Origin of the sequence: Aureimonas fodinaquatilis (assembly GCF_008369445.1) — a bacterium.
Taxonomy (GTDB): domain Bacteria; phylum Pseudomonadota; class Alphaproteobacteria; order Rhizobiales; family Rhizobiaceae; genus Aureimonas; species Aureimonas fodinaquatilis.
Genome location: NZ_VTWH01000001.1, coordinates 250,979 through 266,833, shown reverse-complemented (window position 1 = coordinate 266,833; position 15,855 = coordinate 250,979). Strand labels below are relative to the sequence as shown.

Sequence of the window (15,855 nt, the reverse complement as noted above, 5' to 3'; positions counted from 1 at the left end):
AGCCGACATGCTGGATCCATTAAGCAAATTCATCTTCCGCAACCACGACAAGGTGGAGCGCAACGTCACCGTTCTGATGGTGCTTTCGCTGCTGGTTGTTGCCGTGGGCGGCATTGTTGAGATTGTGCCGCTTTTCTACATCAGCAACACCATTGAAAAGGTCGAGGGTATGCGCCCCTACACTCCGCTGGAACTGGCGGGGCGCAACATCTACATCGCCGAAGGGTGCTATGTCTGCCATTCACAGCAGATCCGCCCGATGCGCGACGAGGTGGAGCGTTATGGCCATTATTCGCTGGCGGCGGAGTCCATGTATGACCACCCGTTTCAGTGGGGTTCCAAACGCACCGGCCCCGACCTTGCCCGCGTTGGCGCACGTTATTCCGATGCATGGCATGTGCAGCACCTGATTGACCCCCAGTCGGTTGTGCCGGAATCCATCATGCCGAAATACGGCCATCTGGCCCGTAACGAGCTGAAGGCCACCGATATTGCCGCGCATCTGAAGGCCAATGAGCGCATTGGCGTGCCTTACACGCAGGACATGATCGACAATGCCTATGCCGACCTGCTGACGCAGGCTTCCGGCATGGCGGATGCGCGCGGCCTGCAGGAGCGTTACCCGAAGGCACAGGCGCGCGATTTTGATGGCCGCCCGGATGTGATCACCGAAATGGATGCGCTGGTCGCCTATCTGCAAATGCTGGGCACATTGGTGGATTTCACCGATTACGAGCCGCTGTCCCACGAAAATCTGAGGTGAGTGATGAGCTTTTACGACACGCTCCGACACTTTGCCGATAGCTGGGGTCTTCTGGCGCTGGTGCTTAATTTCTTGGCCGTGCTTGTCTGGGTCAGCCGTCCGAACGCGCGACAGATTTATCGAAGCCAGGCGGATATCCCGTTCAAATATGACGACAAGGGTGGCGACGATGCACAAACCCGTCAATAACGACGTCCCCAATGCCGACGCCCATAATGAAGTGGACAAGGCGACGGGCTATACAACCACCGGCCACGAGTGGGATGGCATCAAGGAACTGAATCGGCCGTTGCCGCGGTGGTGGCTTTGGATTTTCTATGCCACGCAGGTTTGGGCTCTGGCCTACATCGTTCTTTACCCATCCCTGCCCTTGCCAGGCGGTGCACCAACCGGCCTTTTGAACTGGAACTCCCGTGCAGAGGTTGCGCGGGAAATAGACACTGCAACCGCGGCGCGCGCTGACACATTGCAGAAAATTGCCTCTCTGCCTTTGCAGGAAATTGTGGCAGACGACACGTTGCGCAATGCCGCGTTTCGCGGCGGCGCGTCGGCTTTCAAGGTCAATTGCGTGCAGTGCCACGGCGCAGATGCAGCCGGCAGCACAGGCTATGCCAACCTGAATGATGATGACTGGCTGTGGGGCGGCACATTAGATGAAATTTACACATCCATACGCCATGGCATCCGGTTTGACGGAGATGATGACACCCACATTTCTGAAATGCCGGCTTTTGGCGGCATATTGAACAGCACCGAAATTGACGCGGTGGCGCAATATGTTCTGGCCATGCACCGCGGCGATGCCGATGCGGTCAGCCCACAGGGTGCAGAGCTCTATGCCAACAATTGCGCTGCCTGCCACGGCGGCAGCGGCGAGGGTGAACGCTCCATGGGCGCGCCGCGCCTGAACGACGCTGTGTGGCTGTATGGCGGCACGGCACAGATGGTCAAGGCGCAGATCCGCAATCCGAAACATGGTGTCATGCCCGCCTGGGGCGGCCGGCTCAGCGACACGGTGGTTAAGGAACTGGCCGTTTACGTGCACGGCCTTGGCGGCGGCGAGATGGGTGATTGAAACCAATGGCCGGAGACATCGAAACAGACAATGACGCACTGTATATTGCGCGCAAGAAAATCTACCCGTCAGCGGTTCAGGGCTATTATCGCCGCCTGAAATGGATTCTCCTGTTTCTCTGCCTCGGCTTCTACTGGATTGCGCCGTGGATACGCTGGGATCGCGGACCCAATGCGCCGGATCAGGCCATCCTGCTGGATCTGGCTCATCGCCGGTTTTACATGTTCGCCATCGAAATCTGGCCACAGGAATTTTACTATGTGGCCGGATTGCTGATCATGGCCGGTCTTGGCCTGTTTCTCGTCACGTCCATCGCAGGGCGCGCATGGTGTGGCTATGCCTGCCCGCAAACCGTATGGACCGACCTGTTCATGGCGGTGGAGCGTTACGTTGAGGGCGACCGCAATGCGCGCATCAAACTGGATGCGGCGCCGTGGAGCGCGACAAAGCTGCGCAAACGGCTGACGGTTTGGACCTTGTGGCTGCTGATTGCAGCGTCCACCGGCGGCGCATGGGTGTTTTACTTTGCCGACGCTCCCACGTTGTTGGTTGACCTGTTCACACTGCAGGCTGCGCCGGTTGCCTATTTCACCGTGGCATTTCTGACCGGCACAACATTCTGGCTGGCCGGTTTCATGCGTGAGCAGGTCTGCACTTACATGTGCCCATGGCCGCGCATTCAGGGCGCAATGCTGGATGATCGCTCGTTGATTGTCACCTATCACGACTGGCGTGGAGAACCGCGTTCGCGCCATGCAAAAAAGGCCGCCGCCAGCGGGGCGGATGTTGGCGATTGCGTGGATTGCAATGCTTGTGTTGCCGTGTGTCCGGTTGGAATTGACATTCGCGACGGGCAGCAACTTGAATGCATCACCTGCGCGTTGTGCATTGATGCCTGTGACAATGTCATGGGCAAAATTGGCAAGCCGCTGGGGCTGATAGCCTATTCCAACCTGCGCGATTATGAAGACAGCACCGTGCTCGCAGCAGAAACCGGGCGCGCGAACGCCACCCGGATGCACAAGCGGCAATCCCTGGCCACTCTGTTCAGGCCTCGCACTGTTCTTTACAGCGCTCTTCTGGGTGTGATTGGCCTTGGCATGCTGTATGCGCTGCTGACCCGGCAATCGATAGACATGAGTGTGTTGCCGGATCGCGCACCGCTCTACGTCACCCTGTCTGATGGCAGTGTGCGCAATGGCTTTACGTTGAAGCTGCTGAACAAGGCGCTGGAAAGCCGTGAGTTCCGCATTTCACTGGATGGTATCGACGATGCCGGCATGTGGCTGGCCGACAATCGCAGCGAACCCGCACGGGAACTGACAGTGCGTGTGCAGGCGGATTCTGTCAGCAATGTCCGTGTGTTTCTGCTCCGCCCGGAACAGCACGCTCTTCCGGCCGATTTCAGCTTTGCGGTGCAGGACCTGAAGAGCGGCGAAACCACCCGCGTGGCAGCGCATTTTGAAGCAAAGGCAAGCCAATGAACGCGCAATATCAAGCAACCGGTTTCCGCTTTACGGGCTGGCACATGCTGGCGGTGGTCGTTGCCTTTTTCGGCACGATCATTTCGGTCAATGTGTTCATGGCCTATTCCGCCATCAGCACATTTCCGGGCCTGAATGCAAAAAACAGCTATGTGGCCAGCCAGAACTACAACCGCCTGCTGGATGATGCGGCTGCGCAGGAGGCGCAGGGCTGGCAGGCCAGACTGACCGCGCCCGATGGCGTGTTGCTGCTGGAACTGCGCGAGAGGAGCGGCGCGCTTCTGTCCGGTTTTGAGGTTTCGGCCCTTGTCGGTCGCCCGGCGGGTGCTTCGCAGGACAAACTCCTGGATTTTGCCGCGACCGCGAAAGGATTTTCGGCGATGGAAGCCCTGCCGCGTGGCCGTTGGCTGGTCAGCATTGAGGCCCATGACAATGACGAATTGTTGTGGCGCTCCACCCGCTCCATTGTTGTGGATTGAAGATGATGAGCCAGAGCATCGCATTTGTGCATGAGGGCATTGACCCTTCCCTGCTGCGGCAGAATGAACAGGGGCAGACGCTGGCCGAATTCCTCGTTTCGGATATGCACTGCGCTGGCTGCATAGCCAAGGTTGAAAGGACCACCCGATCAATTGACGGCGTTGTGGCGGCACGTGCCAATCTGACGACAAGGCGGCTTTCCGTGACGCTCAGCCCCGGCTTTCCACCAGAGCGGGTTTTGTCGGCATTGCTGGATGCCGGGCGCGAAGCCCGGCCATTTGATCCGGCAATCCTGCGCGATAACCCGGTGGACCGGGAAACCCGGCAACTGGTCAGCGCCATGGCCGTTGCCGGCTTTGCCTCGGCCAACATTATGCTTCTGTCTGTTTCGGTGTGGTCCGGGGCGGAAGGCGCCACGCGGGATATGTTCCATTGGTTATCGGCACTGATTGCCTTGCCGACAATTGCCTATTCCGGACGGCCCTTCTTCAGCTCTGCCTGGCGGGCACTGCGCCATGGCCGCACCAATATGGATGTGCCAATTGCAATTGGTGTTCTGGGGGCTACGGCGCTGAGCCTGTATGAAACTGCGACCAGCGGGCGTCACGCCTGGTTTGATGGCAGCGTCATGCTGTTGTTCTTTCTGCTCGTCGGGCGGCTTCTGGACCATCGCATGCGCGCCATGGCCCATGCTTCCGCGGCCAGACTGCTGTCTCTTACCCCATCCATTGCCACATTGGTGCAACCGGGCGGCATCCTGCGCCATATCAGCATCACCGCCATTCAACCGGGCGACGTTATTCGCGCTTTGCCGGGCGAGCGCATCGCCATTGATGGCGAAGTGGTGCATGGCAGCAGCGATGTGGACCGCGCCATTCTGACGGGAGAATCCGTGCCGGAGGCGGTGCAACCGGGCTGCAATGTGCATGCCGGTGTGATGAACCTGACCGGCATGCTGGACATCCGTGCAACCGCCCGGAGCAGCCAGACGCTGCTGGCAGATATTGTGCGCCTGATGGAGAAGGTCGAGCGGCCGGATGGCAAGTTTGTGCGCATGGCCGACCGCGCCTCACGCCTCTACACGCCGGTGGTGCATGCCGCAGCACTGGCCACACTGTGCGGCTGGCTGCTGCTCGGCAATGCCTTTCATCCTTCCCTCACAGCGGCAATTGCCGTGTTGATCATCACCTGCCCCTGCGCCCTGGGTCTGGCGGTGCCTGCCGTGCAGGTTGTTGCCGCCGGGCGGCTTTTGGGTGCGGGCATTATTCTGAAAGACGGTGCTGGCCTGGAAAAACTGTCTGAGGTGGATTTTGTGGTTCTGGACAAAACCGGCACCCTGACCGCTGGGCGTCCTGTCGTGGTTTCGGCGCCGCCGCAAAATTCGGAAAGCTGGTTGTTGGCAGCAGCACTGGCCACCGGCAGCCGACATCCTTTGTCGCAGTGCCTTTCGCAACAGGCAATAAACCTTGCAATCACAGCGCCACAAGTGGACGACCTTGTCGAAATTCCCGGCCATGGCGTGGAAGCGCGCTATGAAGGCAGGCTGATCCGGTTGGGCCGCCCCGGCTGGGTTGTGGACGAGGATCAGCCTTTGCAAATCAGTGGAACCGAAGTCTGGCTTTCGGTTGACGGGCAATTCAACGCCAGCTTCGGCTTCAGCGACGCTTTGCGCGCCGATGCTGCCAGGGTGGTGGCTCAATTGCAGAAGATGGGCATGCCGGTCATGCTGCTTTCCGGAGATGCGCAGAGCGTTGCAGAACATGTGGCCGCAGAGGCCGGCATTGACCATTTTGTTGCCGAATGTCTTCCGGGCGATAAGGTCGCGACCCTGCAGCGTCTGGCCCGGGACGGCCATAAGGTGCTGATGATTGGCGATGGGCTGAATGATGCCCCGGCTCTGGCCGCCGCGCATGTTTCCATGTCGCCAGCCAGCGGTGCCGATATAACGCAGGCAGCAGCCGATCTGGTGTTTACCGGCGAGCAGCTAGAACCTGTGGTGCAGGCCATCGTGACTGCGAAAGCGGCAAGGCGGAAGATTTACCAGAACTTTGTACTGTCCATCGGCTACAATGTCATTGCGGTTCCAATCGCCGTACTGGGCTTTGCAACGCCGCTGATAGCCGCTGTCAGCATGTCCGCCTCATCGATTATTGTTGTGGGGAATGCGTTGACGTTGAACCTCAGCGCCAGACGCGCCGCAAAACGCAGGTTCAAGGAGCAAAGCAGATGAATGTTCTGATGTTTCTGATTCCGGTCGCCCTGGTCTTTGGCATTGCCGGGCTGTTCACGTTTTTATGGACGCTCAAAAGCCGCCAGTATGACGATCTCGACGGTGCGGCCGTGCGCATCCTGATTGATGATGAACCCCGCAAAGACCGATGATGGAGGCATTATTCGTTTAAGCCATGGGGTTTCAATGGCTGGACGATGCGAACAGACAGGAAACTATGCAGCTTCGGCTGACCGCTCTAGGTCAGTCCACGTGATCGGCAGAATTCCATCTTGCCGATCATGTCCGCATCTGTCAGCGGAGAAAAATGCGCTGTGCCATCTGCGCCATGCGTCAGGTACCCGGCAAACAGCATCATGCGGGCGTCACCGCCAGTCTGGTTGGCCGATTGCGCAAGACCGCACATCTCCACGGCCCCCTGCACGCGCTGACGTGCCTGAAGCCGAACCAACCGTGCGGATGCCGGATCGGAAAGCTGTGGCGAGACACCAACCAGCACGCTTTCCATTTCATCAACCCGCAATTCATAGGGAGCGCCATATTCCGCGCGGGGCGTTTGCCTTGGAAAAGGTGTCAGCCGGGAAAAATCGTAGCTTTGCAATGAGTGCGCCGAGTCGGAAAACGGCTGCACCGTTTGCGGAGTCGAGCATGCGGCAAGCAAACCTGCCATACAGCCGCCAATCACAACCCATGCATATCGCGTCATAGACCCATTCCAGCACCAGAACCGTCCAAATGATCTCCTGATCATCCAAGGGCTCCAACTCTACGTTCTGCACGAAACCGCGCCCGCCTGAGAATAAGCTATTTTTGTGTCGCAGTAGACAGTTGCTCACTCACGCAAAGGTCACAAAGTCTGTCAGCCTGTATTAGAGCGTGTCATGAGAAACGTTCCAGAGAAAATATTTATGACGTCTTGGCTGGAGCCGCAGAGGGTTGGAACAATATTTTCCGATAACTTAAAGGCCCAAGCCGCCCGAGATGATAGGGCGCAAGCCGAAGTTGCGTCATCAATCGCCGCCGGAAAAAATGCAGGTTTTTGCGACTGAATGGCAGTTTGTGCCGCACCGCTTGAATGGATGATGCAGCATGCGCACCGAAATCCTGCCCTCTTGCGGCCAGAACATGCATTTGCGCAGCCAGCGCCGGCTCACTGATTCTGGATGCCAGCCGCGCCTCCGCATGCAGAAACGCATCCGCCGGAGCGGCTCTGCGCTCTGACAATGCCAGAAGCTTTCGCGCACCGCTGGGCCACAGCATGTAAGCCGCGGAACCCGCCTTATCCCGCGCAGAACTGACCAGACTAACGCCCGGCATCAGCGGCATTGCCCCGCCCCTGCGCACAAAGCGCCGCCGGTCAAAATCCTCAAAATTCAAAAAATCAATTCCGCTCAGATTTTCCGCAGCGGCAATGGCCGCGGGAAGTTCCGACGAAAGCACTGCATCATCTTCCAACACCAGCATGGGGCGGTTTTCCGCCAGAACCTGCCACCATGCCGCCCGATGTGACAGAAAGCATGCCAGCTCAGATGGAGTGAGTGGACGTTCCCAGCTCTGGCCAAGTCCCTGCATGAGAGAGGGGGCAATGGTGTCAGCCTTCACGGCGGGCAGCCGCTCCAGCGGCAGGCCGATTTTGCGCCCCTGCTCTTCCATATAGGCGCGCCGTTCCACGGCAGAATCCAGATTGATGAAGACGGAACGGATCATCGGGTTCTCCAGAAAACCGGCGAAAGAAGGATCAATACCGTAACAATTTCCAAACGGCCAACCACCATCAGAAAGGAAAGCACCCACAAGGCATAGTCGTCAACGGCAGCGAAGTTGCCAGCCGGCCCGATGATTTCGCCGAAGCCCGGGCCGTTATTGGCAACAGCCGTCAGCGCGCCGGAAAATGCCGTCAGAAAGTCCAGCCCAAGCATGGCAAGAACACCAGTGCCAAAAAGCAGAAGCGCCATGAACAGAAAGAAGAAAATTGCCACGCTTTGCGCTGCCTCGATGGAGATATCGCGGTGGCCATATTTCAAGGATTGCACGGAATGCGGCTTCAGCAGCCGCCCGAAAACCGTCTGCACCATGGTGAAAAGGATGATGATGCGGTTGACCTTGATGCCGCCCGAAGTGGACCCTGCACAACCGCCAATGAACATGGCGATGAAAAACACTCCGGCAGAGGCATGCGACCAGCGGGTAAAATCTTCGGAAATAAACCCCGTCGTGGTGATGATCGACACGAGGTTGAACGTGGATGAGATCAGCGCCTCACCAAAATCCACCTCATTGTGCACCATGCGCATGGCAGTCAGCATCAGCGAGAAAACGACACAAAGCCCCAGAAAGATTTTGATCTGCGGATCTGCCCACCGTTGAAACTGACGTGGCATGAAAAAGCGGATGTACAGCACGAAGGGCAGCGCACCCAGAATCATGAAAACAATGGCAACCAGCAAAATGCCGTCGCTATTGAAATAGCCAAGGCTGGCATCATGCGTTGAAAACCCGCCTGTCGCCACAGTGGACATGGCATGGTTGACGGCGTCAAAATTGCTCATGCCCAGCATGGCATAGGCCACGGCACAGGCGATGGTCAGCACCAGATAAACCGCCACGATGCCGCTGGCCAGTTGTTGCACCCGTGGCAGGATTTTGTCCGACTTGTCTGAACTTTCCAGCTGGAAAAGCGACAGGCCACCCACCCGCAATGACGGCAGAATCAACAGCACCATGCCGACGATACCGATACCGCCCAGCCAGTTGAGCAAAGAGCGCCAGAGCAGGATGCCTCGCGGAAGATCATCCAGGTGCGAAATGACGGTTGCGCCCGTGGTCGTCAGGCCGGAAACCGATTCAAAAAACGCATCGGCAAATGTCAGATTGATCGAGGCCAGATACAGCGGCACCGCCGCAACGATGCAACTGACCAGCCAGACACCCGTGACAAGCACAAAGCCGAGCCGCGGCGATGGCGAAATGCGAACGCCCTGCGTGGCCACCGCCACCAGGCTGCACACAACGGCGCAGAGCGCCGCTGAGCCGATGAACACGAGGTAGTCATCATTGTTATAGGCAAAGTCCACCAGCGCAGGCAGCAGCATGGCGGCGGAAAGCGCCAGGCCGAAGATTGATGAAACGTGAGATACGGTCCTGAAAATCTGCAACCTGCCTGTGCGCAATCGCCCCTGTCAGTTTCTTTTAACCCGTCTCATTGTGAAAACCTATCCGCCGCCAGGCCGTTTCACATGATGTCATCAGCACATGAAACGGCCCCTCTCGAAGAGCAGCGTATCAAGCAGCCTGCCTCTCCGCCAACCGGCGATACAGGCCGCCCGTCCGGCGGATCAACTCGGCATGATTGCCGTCTTCCACAATGCGCCCCTGATCAAACACCAGAATGCGGTCCAGTGCACGCACAGTGGACAGCCGGTGCGCAATGACCAGTGACGTTCGGCCTGCCATCAGCCGTTCCATCGCCTGCTGAATCAGCAATTCGGATTCTGAATCCAGGGCCGATGTTGCTTCATCCAGAATCAGCAATGGCGCGTCTGCCAGAAAAGCGCGCGCCAGTGCCACGCGCTGCCGTTCGCCACCGGAAAGCTTGACGCCCCGCTCACCCACCATGGTGTCATAGCCATGCGGCATACGGCTTATGAAATCATGGGCAGAAGCAAGACGCGCCGCCTGCTCGATCTCCGCCTGCGTTGCACCGGGCCGCGCATAAGAAATGTTCTCTGCCAGTGACCGGTGAAACAACACGGATTCCTGCGGAACAATGGCCACATTGCGCCGCAGCGATTGCTGGGTCACTTCAGCTACATTCTGCCCGTCAATGCAGATGCTGCCGCCCGTGACTTCATGCAGACGCTGGATCAGCTTGACGAAGGTGGTTTTGCCAGAGCCGGAATGCCCGACAAGCCCGACGCGTTGCCCTGCTGGAATGGTCACACTCAAGTCCTGATAGAGCGGAGTGCGATGGCCTGCATAATGGAAGTCGACCCTGTCATAGACAATCTCGCCATGCGGAACTTTCAGCTGCGGCGCATGGTCAACATCACGGATCTGCGGGGCGGCGTCATGCAGGCCGACCAGTTCTTCCATTTCGTTGATGGACCGCTGCAGATTGTGAATGTGCATGCCAATGTCGCGCAGATATCCCTGCAGAACAAAGTAGGTCGTCAGAACATAGGTGACATCGCCCGGCGTTGCCCGCCCCAGCCACCACATGTACAGCGCCAGCGAAGCCAGCCCGATACGAATCAGCCACAACAACCAGGATTGCAGGGTTCCCGCCCATGTGTGACGCATCCATGTGATGCGGGTTTTTGCCTGCCAGTCTGCCAGCGCAGTGCCAAGGCGCTGCTCTTCCCGCGCTTCCGCGCCAAAGGCCTTGACCACGCCGTTGCATGCCAGCGCATCGGCCAGAACGCCGCCCACCCGCGTATCCAGCCGGTTGGAAACCTTGGCCGCTGGCACCAGCCAGCGAATGGAAAGGGCAAGTGTCAGCCAGATATAGCCAATTGCGCCCAGCCCCATGACAACGCCCATGACCGGCCAGTGCCAGCCAAGCAGAAGGACGCTGCCCACAAGCACCACCAGAGAGGGCCACAATGTCAGCAGCAGTACATCATGCAGCGTATCCAGCGCCCACATGCCACGTGTCACCTGCCGTACAGTTGAGCCGGAAAAATTATTGGCATGCCAGTCAGCCGAAAAACGCTGAACCTGCGCAAAGCCGGTTTGCGAAACCTGGGACATGATTGCCAGCGACATCGGCACAACAGCCGACCATGCAATGTGACGCAGCACCACAAACGCCAGCCCAAGCACCGCCATCATGCCCAGAGCAGGCAGGGCATGCGCCAGCCCGGCATCGCGGTCCATGCTGACAGCATCCACCAGCCGGCCGGCATAGACCGGCATGAAAATATCGGCAGCCGTCGCCAGCGTAATGCACCCCAGAATAGTGGCAACCAGCCGCTTCTGTGTGCGCCAATTGTTGATAGTAAAGCCTAGAACCCGCGCAACAGCACCGGCTCGCCCACTGGAAAACAGAGACATTGAAATGCGCAGCCCAAAATGGACTGCCCCCAGAAAAGATCATAAATCTGCTTGTAGAGTCACGAAGCGGTGAGGTGCCGGGGACGAAGCGGCGTGAAGCCAGGCCCGAATATTGGCGCTGTTAACGCGTGGTCGGGAAGCCGGGCGTGGCTTGGATCGTCGAGGGACGAACAAAGTTCGGAATGTGCATCCAGTCGCCCCCTTTTGGCTTCGAGAAAAAGATGAGAGTGAGCATATCCCGCTTCAGCGCCAGGACAATGCTGCAAAATCAGCCTCCAATCTAGCAACAGAGTTTTGATCCGGTCAAGCATAAGTGAAACCGGGCATTGAGCTGTGGCTTTCGAGCAACCGCTTGTTGTCTCTGCCCGCCCCCTCCTCTATTGAATGAGGGTGCAATAGCTGCCATCTGCATGGCACAATCCAGATGATGAGTGACTGAGATGACCGAGCGCCACGCTGAAATTCTGATCATAGGCTCCGGCCCTGCCGGATATACGGCGGCCGTTTATGCGGCACGCGCCATGATGAAGCCATTGCTGGTCGCCGGCTTGCAGGAAGGTGGTCAGCTGACCATCACCTCTGACGTGGAAAATTATCCCGGCTTTGCGGACCCGGTCCAGGGACCCTGGCTGATGGAGCAGATGAAGCAGCAGGCGCTGAATGTCGGCACGGAGATGGTGGCTGACCTGATTGTTGAAGCTGACCTTTCCACCCGACCATTTCGCCTGCGCGGTGATGGCGGCACTGTATACACCGCTGACGCGGTGATTATTGCCACCGGCGCGCAGGCCCGCTGGCTTGGGCTGGATTCGGAATCGGCGTTTCAGGGCTTTGGCGTTTCAGCCTGCGCCACCTGCGACGGCTTTTTCTATCGCAACAAGCATGTGTTTGTGATCGGCGGCGGCAACACCGCGGTGGAAGAAGCGCTGTATCTTTCACACATCGCCAGCAAGGTAACGGTGGTTCATCGGCGGGATTCGTTTCGCGCCGAGAAAATCATGCAGGACCGCTTGCTGGCGCGCGAAAATGTCTCAGTCGTCTGGAACGCCGAGGTGGCGGAAATCACCGGCGTTACCCATCCTTTGCGCTCTGTGACCGGCATCACGCTTCGCGACCGGCACACCGGCGCACTTTCGCAACACGCAACCGATGGTGTTTTCGTTGCCATTGGTCACGCACCGGCGACCGAACTGTTTGGCGGCCAGCTTGAAATGAAGCCCGGCGGCTACCTCTGGGTTGAACCCGGCACAACCAAGACCTCTATTGAGGGTGTCTATGCCGCTGGCGACGTGGCAGATGATGTTTATCGGCAGGCTGTAACAGCGGCGGGGCTGGGCTGCATGGCCGCACTGGAAGCCGAACGTTTTCTGGCCGCGAATGTCACTGTCGGCACCGCACAACAGGCGGCGGAGTAACATCGGCCATAGTCATCACAGCAGGCTGTAACGCGGAGGAGAACGATGGCGCTTGATTGGGACAAGCTGCGTATATTTCACGCCGCAGCGGAGGCTGGCTCATTCACCCATGCGGCGGATGCGCTGAACCTGAGTCAATCTGCCATCAGCCGTCAGGTTGCCGCGCTGGAGCATGAGATCGGCGCGCCGCTGTTCCATCGCCATGCCCGCGGCCTGGTGCTTTCGGAGCAAGGCGAATTGCTGTTTCGCACAGCAACAGACGTGCTGAAGCAGCTTGAAACCGTGCGCATGCAGTTGACGGAAACGCGCGAAAAGCCAACCGGAAAACTGCGTGTGACCACCACCGTCGGGCTCGGCTCCGGCTGGCTGACCCAGCGCGCGCAGGAATTTCTGGAGCTGTATCCGGATCTGGAGCTGCAACTGGTTTTCGATAATGAGGAAATTGACCTCACCATGCGCAAGGCCGACTGCGCCATTCGCCTGCGCCAGCCTCAACAGCCGGATCTGATCCAGCGCCGTCTCTTTACGGTGCATCTGCATGTCTACGCTGCACCCAGCTATTTGCAGCGTTATGGCAGACCGGAAACCATTGCCGACCTGGACCGGCACCGTATCATCACATTCGGTGAGCCGGCCCCCCCTTACCTGCGCAATCTCAACACGCTGGAAACAGTGGGCCTGCCGGATGGCGCCTCGCGTTCGGCCATTCTGCAGATCAACAACCTCCTGGCCATCAAAGCGGCAATTGAACGCGGTATTGGACTGGCGCTTCTGCCAGACTATATGATCGACAAGGATTCAAAGCTGGTTCAGGTTCTGCCGGAAATGGAGATGCCGGCTTTCGACACTTATCTCTGCTATCCGGAACAATTGCGAGAATCTGCAAAGCTCAAAGTGTTTCGAGATTTCCTGATTGCCAAAGCCCGCACCTGGGCATTTTAGCAGATATATCAACGTCGTAGCGCGAAACATCCTTTGGCATTTTCGACATCAGAAATTGCAAAATGGATAAGATATGCATTTTTGCATAGCTGACATGACCAATGCGCGCTGGTCGTTTGGGAATAAATCACTATTTTCATAATCAGTTGGTGCCGGGGAATACCTCCTCCCATTCCCCCGCCTGACTGTTTCCTCCCAAGGGTTTGCCTTTGTAGGCCCTTACTTTTTAGCCGGGTTCGTAGAGCCCGGCTTTTTTTTGCCCAAATTTCCGAAGCGTTACAGGCGATCTGTTTTTCCTGCGACGTACTGCCTGGCGGCTTGTTCCGGCAAAGCGCTTATATGAGCGCACTGCCGGATTGTTGTGTCATTCTATCGAAGGCTGGCGCAGAAACGCTGAATACGTTTGCAGGCCTCTTCCAGCAATGCGTCGGACGTGGCGTAGGAAATGCGGAAGTTGGGTCCAAGGCCGAAAGCCGAACCCTGCACGACAGCCACACCTTCCTGTTCCAGCAGCGCCGAAACAAAATCGGCATCCGTTTCCAGGCGCTGCCCGGCCTCTGTGGTTTTGCCGATCAGGCTGGCGCAGGATGGGTAAACGTAAAATGCGCCTTCGGGTGTCGGGCATTCAATGCCGGTCGCCTGATTGAGCATCGAAACCACCAGATCGCGCCGCCCCTGGAAAATCGTGCGGTTGCTGGCGATAAAATCCTGCGGTCCATTCAGAGCTTCCACTGCTGCCCACTGGGCAATTGAGCAGGCACCGGATGTCTGCTGCCCCTGGATCATGTCCATCGCCTTCATCAGCGACAACGGACCTGCGGCATAGCCAATGCGCCAGCCGGTCATCGCATAGGCCTTGGAAACGCCGTTGATTGTCAAAGTCCGGTCATAAAGCGCCGGCTCCACCTGCGCCGGTGTGGCAAAGGTGAAGTCGCCATAAACCAGATGCTCATACATATCGTCGGTCATGACCCAGACATGCGGGTGACGCAGCAGCACATCCGTCAGCGCCTTGACCTCTTCATGCGTGTAGGCGCCGCCCGAAGGATTGGATGGAGAGTTGAACAGAAACCATTTGGTGCGGGGCGTAATCGCCTTTTCCAGCGCTTCGGCGGTCAGCTTGAAACCATCTTCAATCGTGGTTTCGATGAATACGGGCGTGCCGCCGCACAACAGCACCATTTCCGGATAGCTGACCCAGTATGGAGTTGGAATCAGCACTTCATCGCCCGGATTCATGGTTGCCATGAATGCGTTGAACAGAACCTGCTTGCCGCCGGTAGCGACGATGGTCTGCGCTGCCGTATAGTCCAACCCGTTTTCGCGTTTGAACTTGGCCGAAATTGCCTCGCGCAACTGCGGAATTCCGGAAATCGGCGTGTATTTGGTTTCGCCACGGTTGATAGCGTCGATAGCCGCCTGCTTGATGTTATCGGGCGTATCGAAATCGGGCTCTCCGGCCCCCAGTCCAATCACGTCGCGGCCCTGAGCTTTCAGCTCCCGCGCCTTTTGTGAAACGGCAATGGTGGCGGATGGCTTCACGCGATCAAGCGCAGCGGCAAGAAAGGCCATTTGGCAGGCTCCGGCGATAGTATTGAGTTGCACTCTCTGCGGGCGCATCCCGCAAAAACGGCCGAAGATTAGGTCTGCAAGGCTGAGGAAGCAAGGCTGTTTGAGCACAATCAGCCATCAATTAAAGTGATAGCTGGAAAACGGTATTTGAATTGGAAGCAATGAGCGGCATTTTGTAAAAACGACCGTCCTGATGGCCGGAGAAATGCGCAATGCTGACAATTTATGGAATGCTGGATAGCGGCAACTGTTACAAGCCACGCCTGCTGATGGCTTTGACCGGACAGACTTTCCGGCACGTGGAAACCTCCACACGGGATGGCACCACGCGCACACAGGCCTTTCTGACGCGAAATCCGCTAGGCCAGTGTCCATTGCTGGAACTGGATGACGGCCGCTTTCTGGCAGAATCGGGTGCGATTCTGAACTATCTGGGTGAAGGCACGGACTTTGTGCCCACCGACAGATTTGAGCGTGCCAGAATGCTGCAATGGATGTTCTTTGAACAAAACCACCATGAGGGGTCAGTGGCGGTGCGACGCTCGCTCAAAGTGTATGAAGAGCGTAAGGGCGTAGCCACCCCGGAGCGCCTTGCCCTGACTCTGGACAATGGCAACCGCGCATTGGCCATCATGCAGAAGGCCCTTGAAGAGATGCCGTTCTTCGGCGGTCAGCGGCCCAGCCTGGCAGATCTGGCGCTGTATCCCTATACAAAGGATGCACCGGAAGGCGGCTTTGACCTGACGGAGTTTCCGGCGATTGGCAAATGGCTCTCGCGCATTGAGGCCCTGCCAGGTTATCAGCCCAAGACCTGGACCCCAGCCTGAACGGGAAGCATCTGC

15 protein-coding genes are annotated in these 15,855 nt (G+C 57.9%); 10 read left to right on the top strand and 5 right to left on the bottom strand.

The genetic code is table 11. The annotated features are described in order from the left end of the window. Positions 1 to 7: 7 nt before the first annotated feature. Genes ccoO through ccoS form a run of 7 tightly spaced genes read left to right on the top strand, consistent with a single transcriptional unit; the run spans position 8 to position 6,184 of the window. Entirely contained in the window at positions 8 to 763 is a 756-nt protein-coding gene (gene ccoO, locus FPY71_RS01345) for a cytochrome-c oxidase, cbb3-type subunit II (protein ID WP_149296875.1), read from the top strand. Positions 764 to 766: 3 nt separating this feature from the next. After that, positions 767 to 952, top strand: a complete 186-nt coding sequence (locus FPY71_RS01340; RefSeq protein WP_149296873.1) for a cbb3-type cytochrome c oxidase subunit 3 — start codon at positions 767 to 769, stop codon at positions 950 to 952. Next, positions 933 to 1,838 carry a cytochrome-c oxidase, cbb3-type subunit III gene (gene ccoP / locus FPY71_RS01335; RefSeq protein ID WP_149296871.1) on the top strand — a complete coding sequence of 302 codons (906 nt, stop codon included), beginning with the start codon at positions 933 to 935 and terminating at the stop codon, positions 1,836 to 1,838. Before FPY71_RS01340 ends, ccoP begins: the two co-directional genes overlap by 20 nt. Positions 1,839 to 1,843: 5 nt before the next feature. After that, the gene (ccoG, locus tag FPY71_RS01330) at positions 1,844 to 3,322 is read left to right on the top strand and encodes a cytochrome c oxidase accessory protein CcoG (RefSeq protein WP_149296869.1); all 1,479 of its coding nucleotides are present in this window, start codon (positions 1,844 to 1,846) and stop codon (positions 3,320 to 3,322) included. After that, positions 3,319 to 3,801: a FixH family protein gene (locus FPY71_RS01325; RefSeq protein ID WP_149296866.1), complete on the top strand. Its 483-nt coding sequence runs from the start codon at positions 3,319 to 3,321 to the stop codon at positions 3,799 to 3,801. Before ccoG ends, FPY71_RS01325 begins: the two co-directional genes overlap by 4 nt. 2 nt (positions 3,802 to 3,803) lie before the next feature. Beyond that, positions 3,804 to 6,032: a heavy metal translocating P-type ATPase gene (locus FPY71_RS01320; protein WP_149296864.1), complete on the top strand. Its 2,229-nt coding sequence runs from the start codon at positions 3,804 to 3,806 to the stop codon at positions 6,030 to 6,032. Next, complete coding sequence (gene ccoS, locus FPY71_RS01315) at positions 6,029 to 6,184, top strand: cbb3-type cytochrome oxidase assembly protein CcoS (RefSeq protein WP_149296862.1); 156 nt, start codon at positions 6,029 to 6,031, stop codon at positions 6,182 to 6,184. The genes FPY71_RS01320 and ccoS overlap by 4 nt, the downstream gene beginning before the upstream one ends. 86 nt (positions 6,185 to 6,270) lie before the next feature. Here ccoS and FPY71_RS01310 read toward each other — a convergent pair whose 3' ends face one another. The 4 genes from FPY71_RS01310 to FPY71_RS01295 form a co-directional block, all read right to left on the bottom strand. Continuing rightward, positions 6,271 to 6,738, bottom strand: a complete 468-nt coding sequence (locus FPY71_RS01310; protein ID WP_149296859.1) for a hypothetical protein — start codon at positions 6,736 to 6,738, stop codon at positions 6,271 to 6,273. A gap of 200 nt (positions 6,739 to 6,938) precedes the next feature. Continuing rightward, positions 6,939 to 7,739, bottom strand: a complete 801-nt coding sequence (locus FPY71_RS01305) for a glycosyltransferase family 25 protein (protein ID WP_149296857.1) — start codon at positions 7,737 to 7,739, stop codon at positions 6,939 to 6,941. Beyond that, positions 7,736 to 9,124 (bottom strand): TrkH family potassium uptake protein, encoded by a 1,389-nt coding sequence (locus FPY71_RS01300; RefSeq protein WP_149298571.1) that lies wholly within the window; start codon positions 9,122 to 9,124, stop codon positions 7,736 to 7,738. Before FPY71_RS01300 ends, FPY71_RS01305 begins: the two co-directional genes overlap by 4 nt. A gap of 190 nt (positions 9,125 to 9,314) precedes the next feature. Continuing rightward, positions 9,315 to 11,084 carry an ABC transporter ATP-binding protein gene (locus FPY71_RS01295; protein ID WP_149296855.1) on the bottom strand — a complete coding sequence of 590 codons (1,770 nt, stop codon included), beginning with the start codon at positions 11,082 to 11,084 and terminating at the stop codon, positions 9,315 to 9,317. A gap of 440 nt (positions 11,085 to 11,524) precedes the next feature. Here FPY71_RS01295 and trxB point away from each other — a divergent pair, with 440 nt between their 5' ends. Both trxB and FPY71_RS01285 read left to right on the top strand, forming a co-directional pair. Beyond that, the gene (gene trxB / locus FPY71_RS01290) at positions 11,525 to 12,499 is read left to right on the top strand and encodes a thioredoxin-disulfide reductase (protein WP_149296853.1); all 975 of its coding nucleotides are present in this window, start codon (positions 11,525 to 11,527) and stop codon (positions 12,497 to 12,499) included. A 45-nt stretch (positions 12,500 to 12,544) separates the two neighbouring features. After that, positions 12,545 to 13,441 (top strand): LysR family transcriptional regulator, encoded by an 897-nt coding sequence (locus FPY71_RS01285; protein ID WP_149296851.1) that lies wholly within the window; start codon positions 12,545 to 12,547, stop codon positions 13,439 to 13,441. A gap of 369 nt (positions 13,442 to 13,810) precedes the next feature. On the opposite strand, the gene FPY71_RS01280 is transcribed toward FPY71_RS01285, so the two are convergent. Next, positions 13,811 to 15,013 carry a pyridoxal phosphate-dependent aminotransferase gene (locus FPY71_RS01280; protein WP_149296849.1) on the bottom strand — a complete coding sequence of 401 codons (1,203 nt, stop codon included), beginning with the start codon at positions 15,011 to 15,013 and terminating at the stop codon, positions 13,811 to 13,813. Between the two features lie 212 nt (positions 15,014 to 15,225). Between FPY71_RS01280 and FPY71_RS01275 the strand changes: the two genes are divergently transcribed. Then, positions 15,226 to 15,840: a glutathione S-transferase family protein gene (locus tag FPY71_RS01275; protein WP_149296847.1), complete on the top strand. Its 615-nt coding sequence runs from the start codon at positions 15,226 to 15,228 to the stop codon at positions 15,838 to 15,840. Positions 15,841 to 15,855: the final 15 nt, after the last annotated feature.

Bases quoted from the DNA above. Each gene is read 5' to 3' on its own strand.
- ccoO (WP_149296875.1), top strand. From the start codon at position 8: ATGCTGGATCCATTAAGCAAATTCATCTTCCGCAACCACGACAAGGTG.
- FPY71_RS01340 (WP_149296873.1), top strand. From the start codon at position 767: ATGAGCTTTTACGACACGCTCCGACACTTTGCCGATAGCTGGGGTCTT.
- ccoP (WP_149296871.1), top strand. From the start codon at position 933: ATGCACAAACCCGTCAATAACGACGTCCCCAATGCCGACGCCCATAAT.
- ccoG (WP_149296869.1), top strand. From the start codon at position 1,844: ATGGCCGGAGACATCGAAACAGACAATGACGCACTGTATATTGCGCGC.
- FPY71_RS01325 (WP_149296866.1), top strand. From the start codon at position 3,319: ATGAACGCGCAATATCAAGCAACCGGTTTCCGCTTTACGGGCTGGCAC.
- FPY71_RS01320 (WP_149296864.1), top strand. From the start codon at position 3,804: ATGATGAGCCAGAGCATCGCATTTGTGCATGAGGGCATTGACCCTTCC.
- ccoS (WP_149296862.1), top strand. From the start codon at position 6,029: ATGAATGTTCTGATGTTTCTGATTCCGGTCGCCCTGGTCTTTGGCATT.
- FPY71_RS01310 (WP_149296859.1), bottom strand. From the start codon at position 6,738: ATGACGCGATATGCATGGGTTGTGATTGGCGGCTGTATGGCAGGTTTG.
- FPY71_RS01305 (WP_149296857.1), bottom strand. From the start codon at position 7,739: ATGATCCGTTCCGTCTTCATCAATCTGGATTCTGCCGTGGAACGGCGC.
- FPY71_RS01300 (WP_149298571.1), bottom strand. From the start codon at position 9,124: ATGCTGCTGCCTGCGCTGGTGGACTTTGCCTATAACAATGATGACTAC.
- FPY71_RS01295 (WP_149296855.1), bottom strand. From the start codon at position 11,084: ATGTCTCTGTTTTCCAGTGGGCGAGCCGGTGCTGTTGCGCGGGTTCTA.
- trxB (WP_149296853.1), top strand. From the start codon at position 11,525: ATGACCGAGCGCCACGCTGAAATTCTGATCATAGGCTCCGGCCCTGCC.
- FPY71_RS01285 (WP_149296851.1), top strand. From the start codon at position 12,545: ATGGCGCTTGATTGGGACAAGCTGCGTATATTTCACGCCGCAGCGGAG.
- FPY71_RS01280 (WP_149296849.1), bottom strand. From the start codon at position 15,013: ATGGCCTTTCTTGCCGCTGCGCTTGATCGCGTGAAGCCATCCGCCACC.
- FPY71_RS01275 (WP_149296847.1), top strand. From the start codon at position 15,226: ATGCTGACAATTTATGGAATGCTGGATAGCGGCAACTGTTACAAGCCA.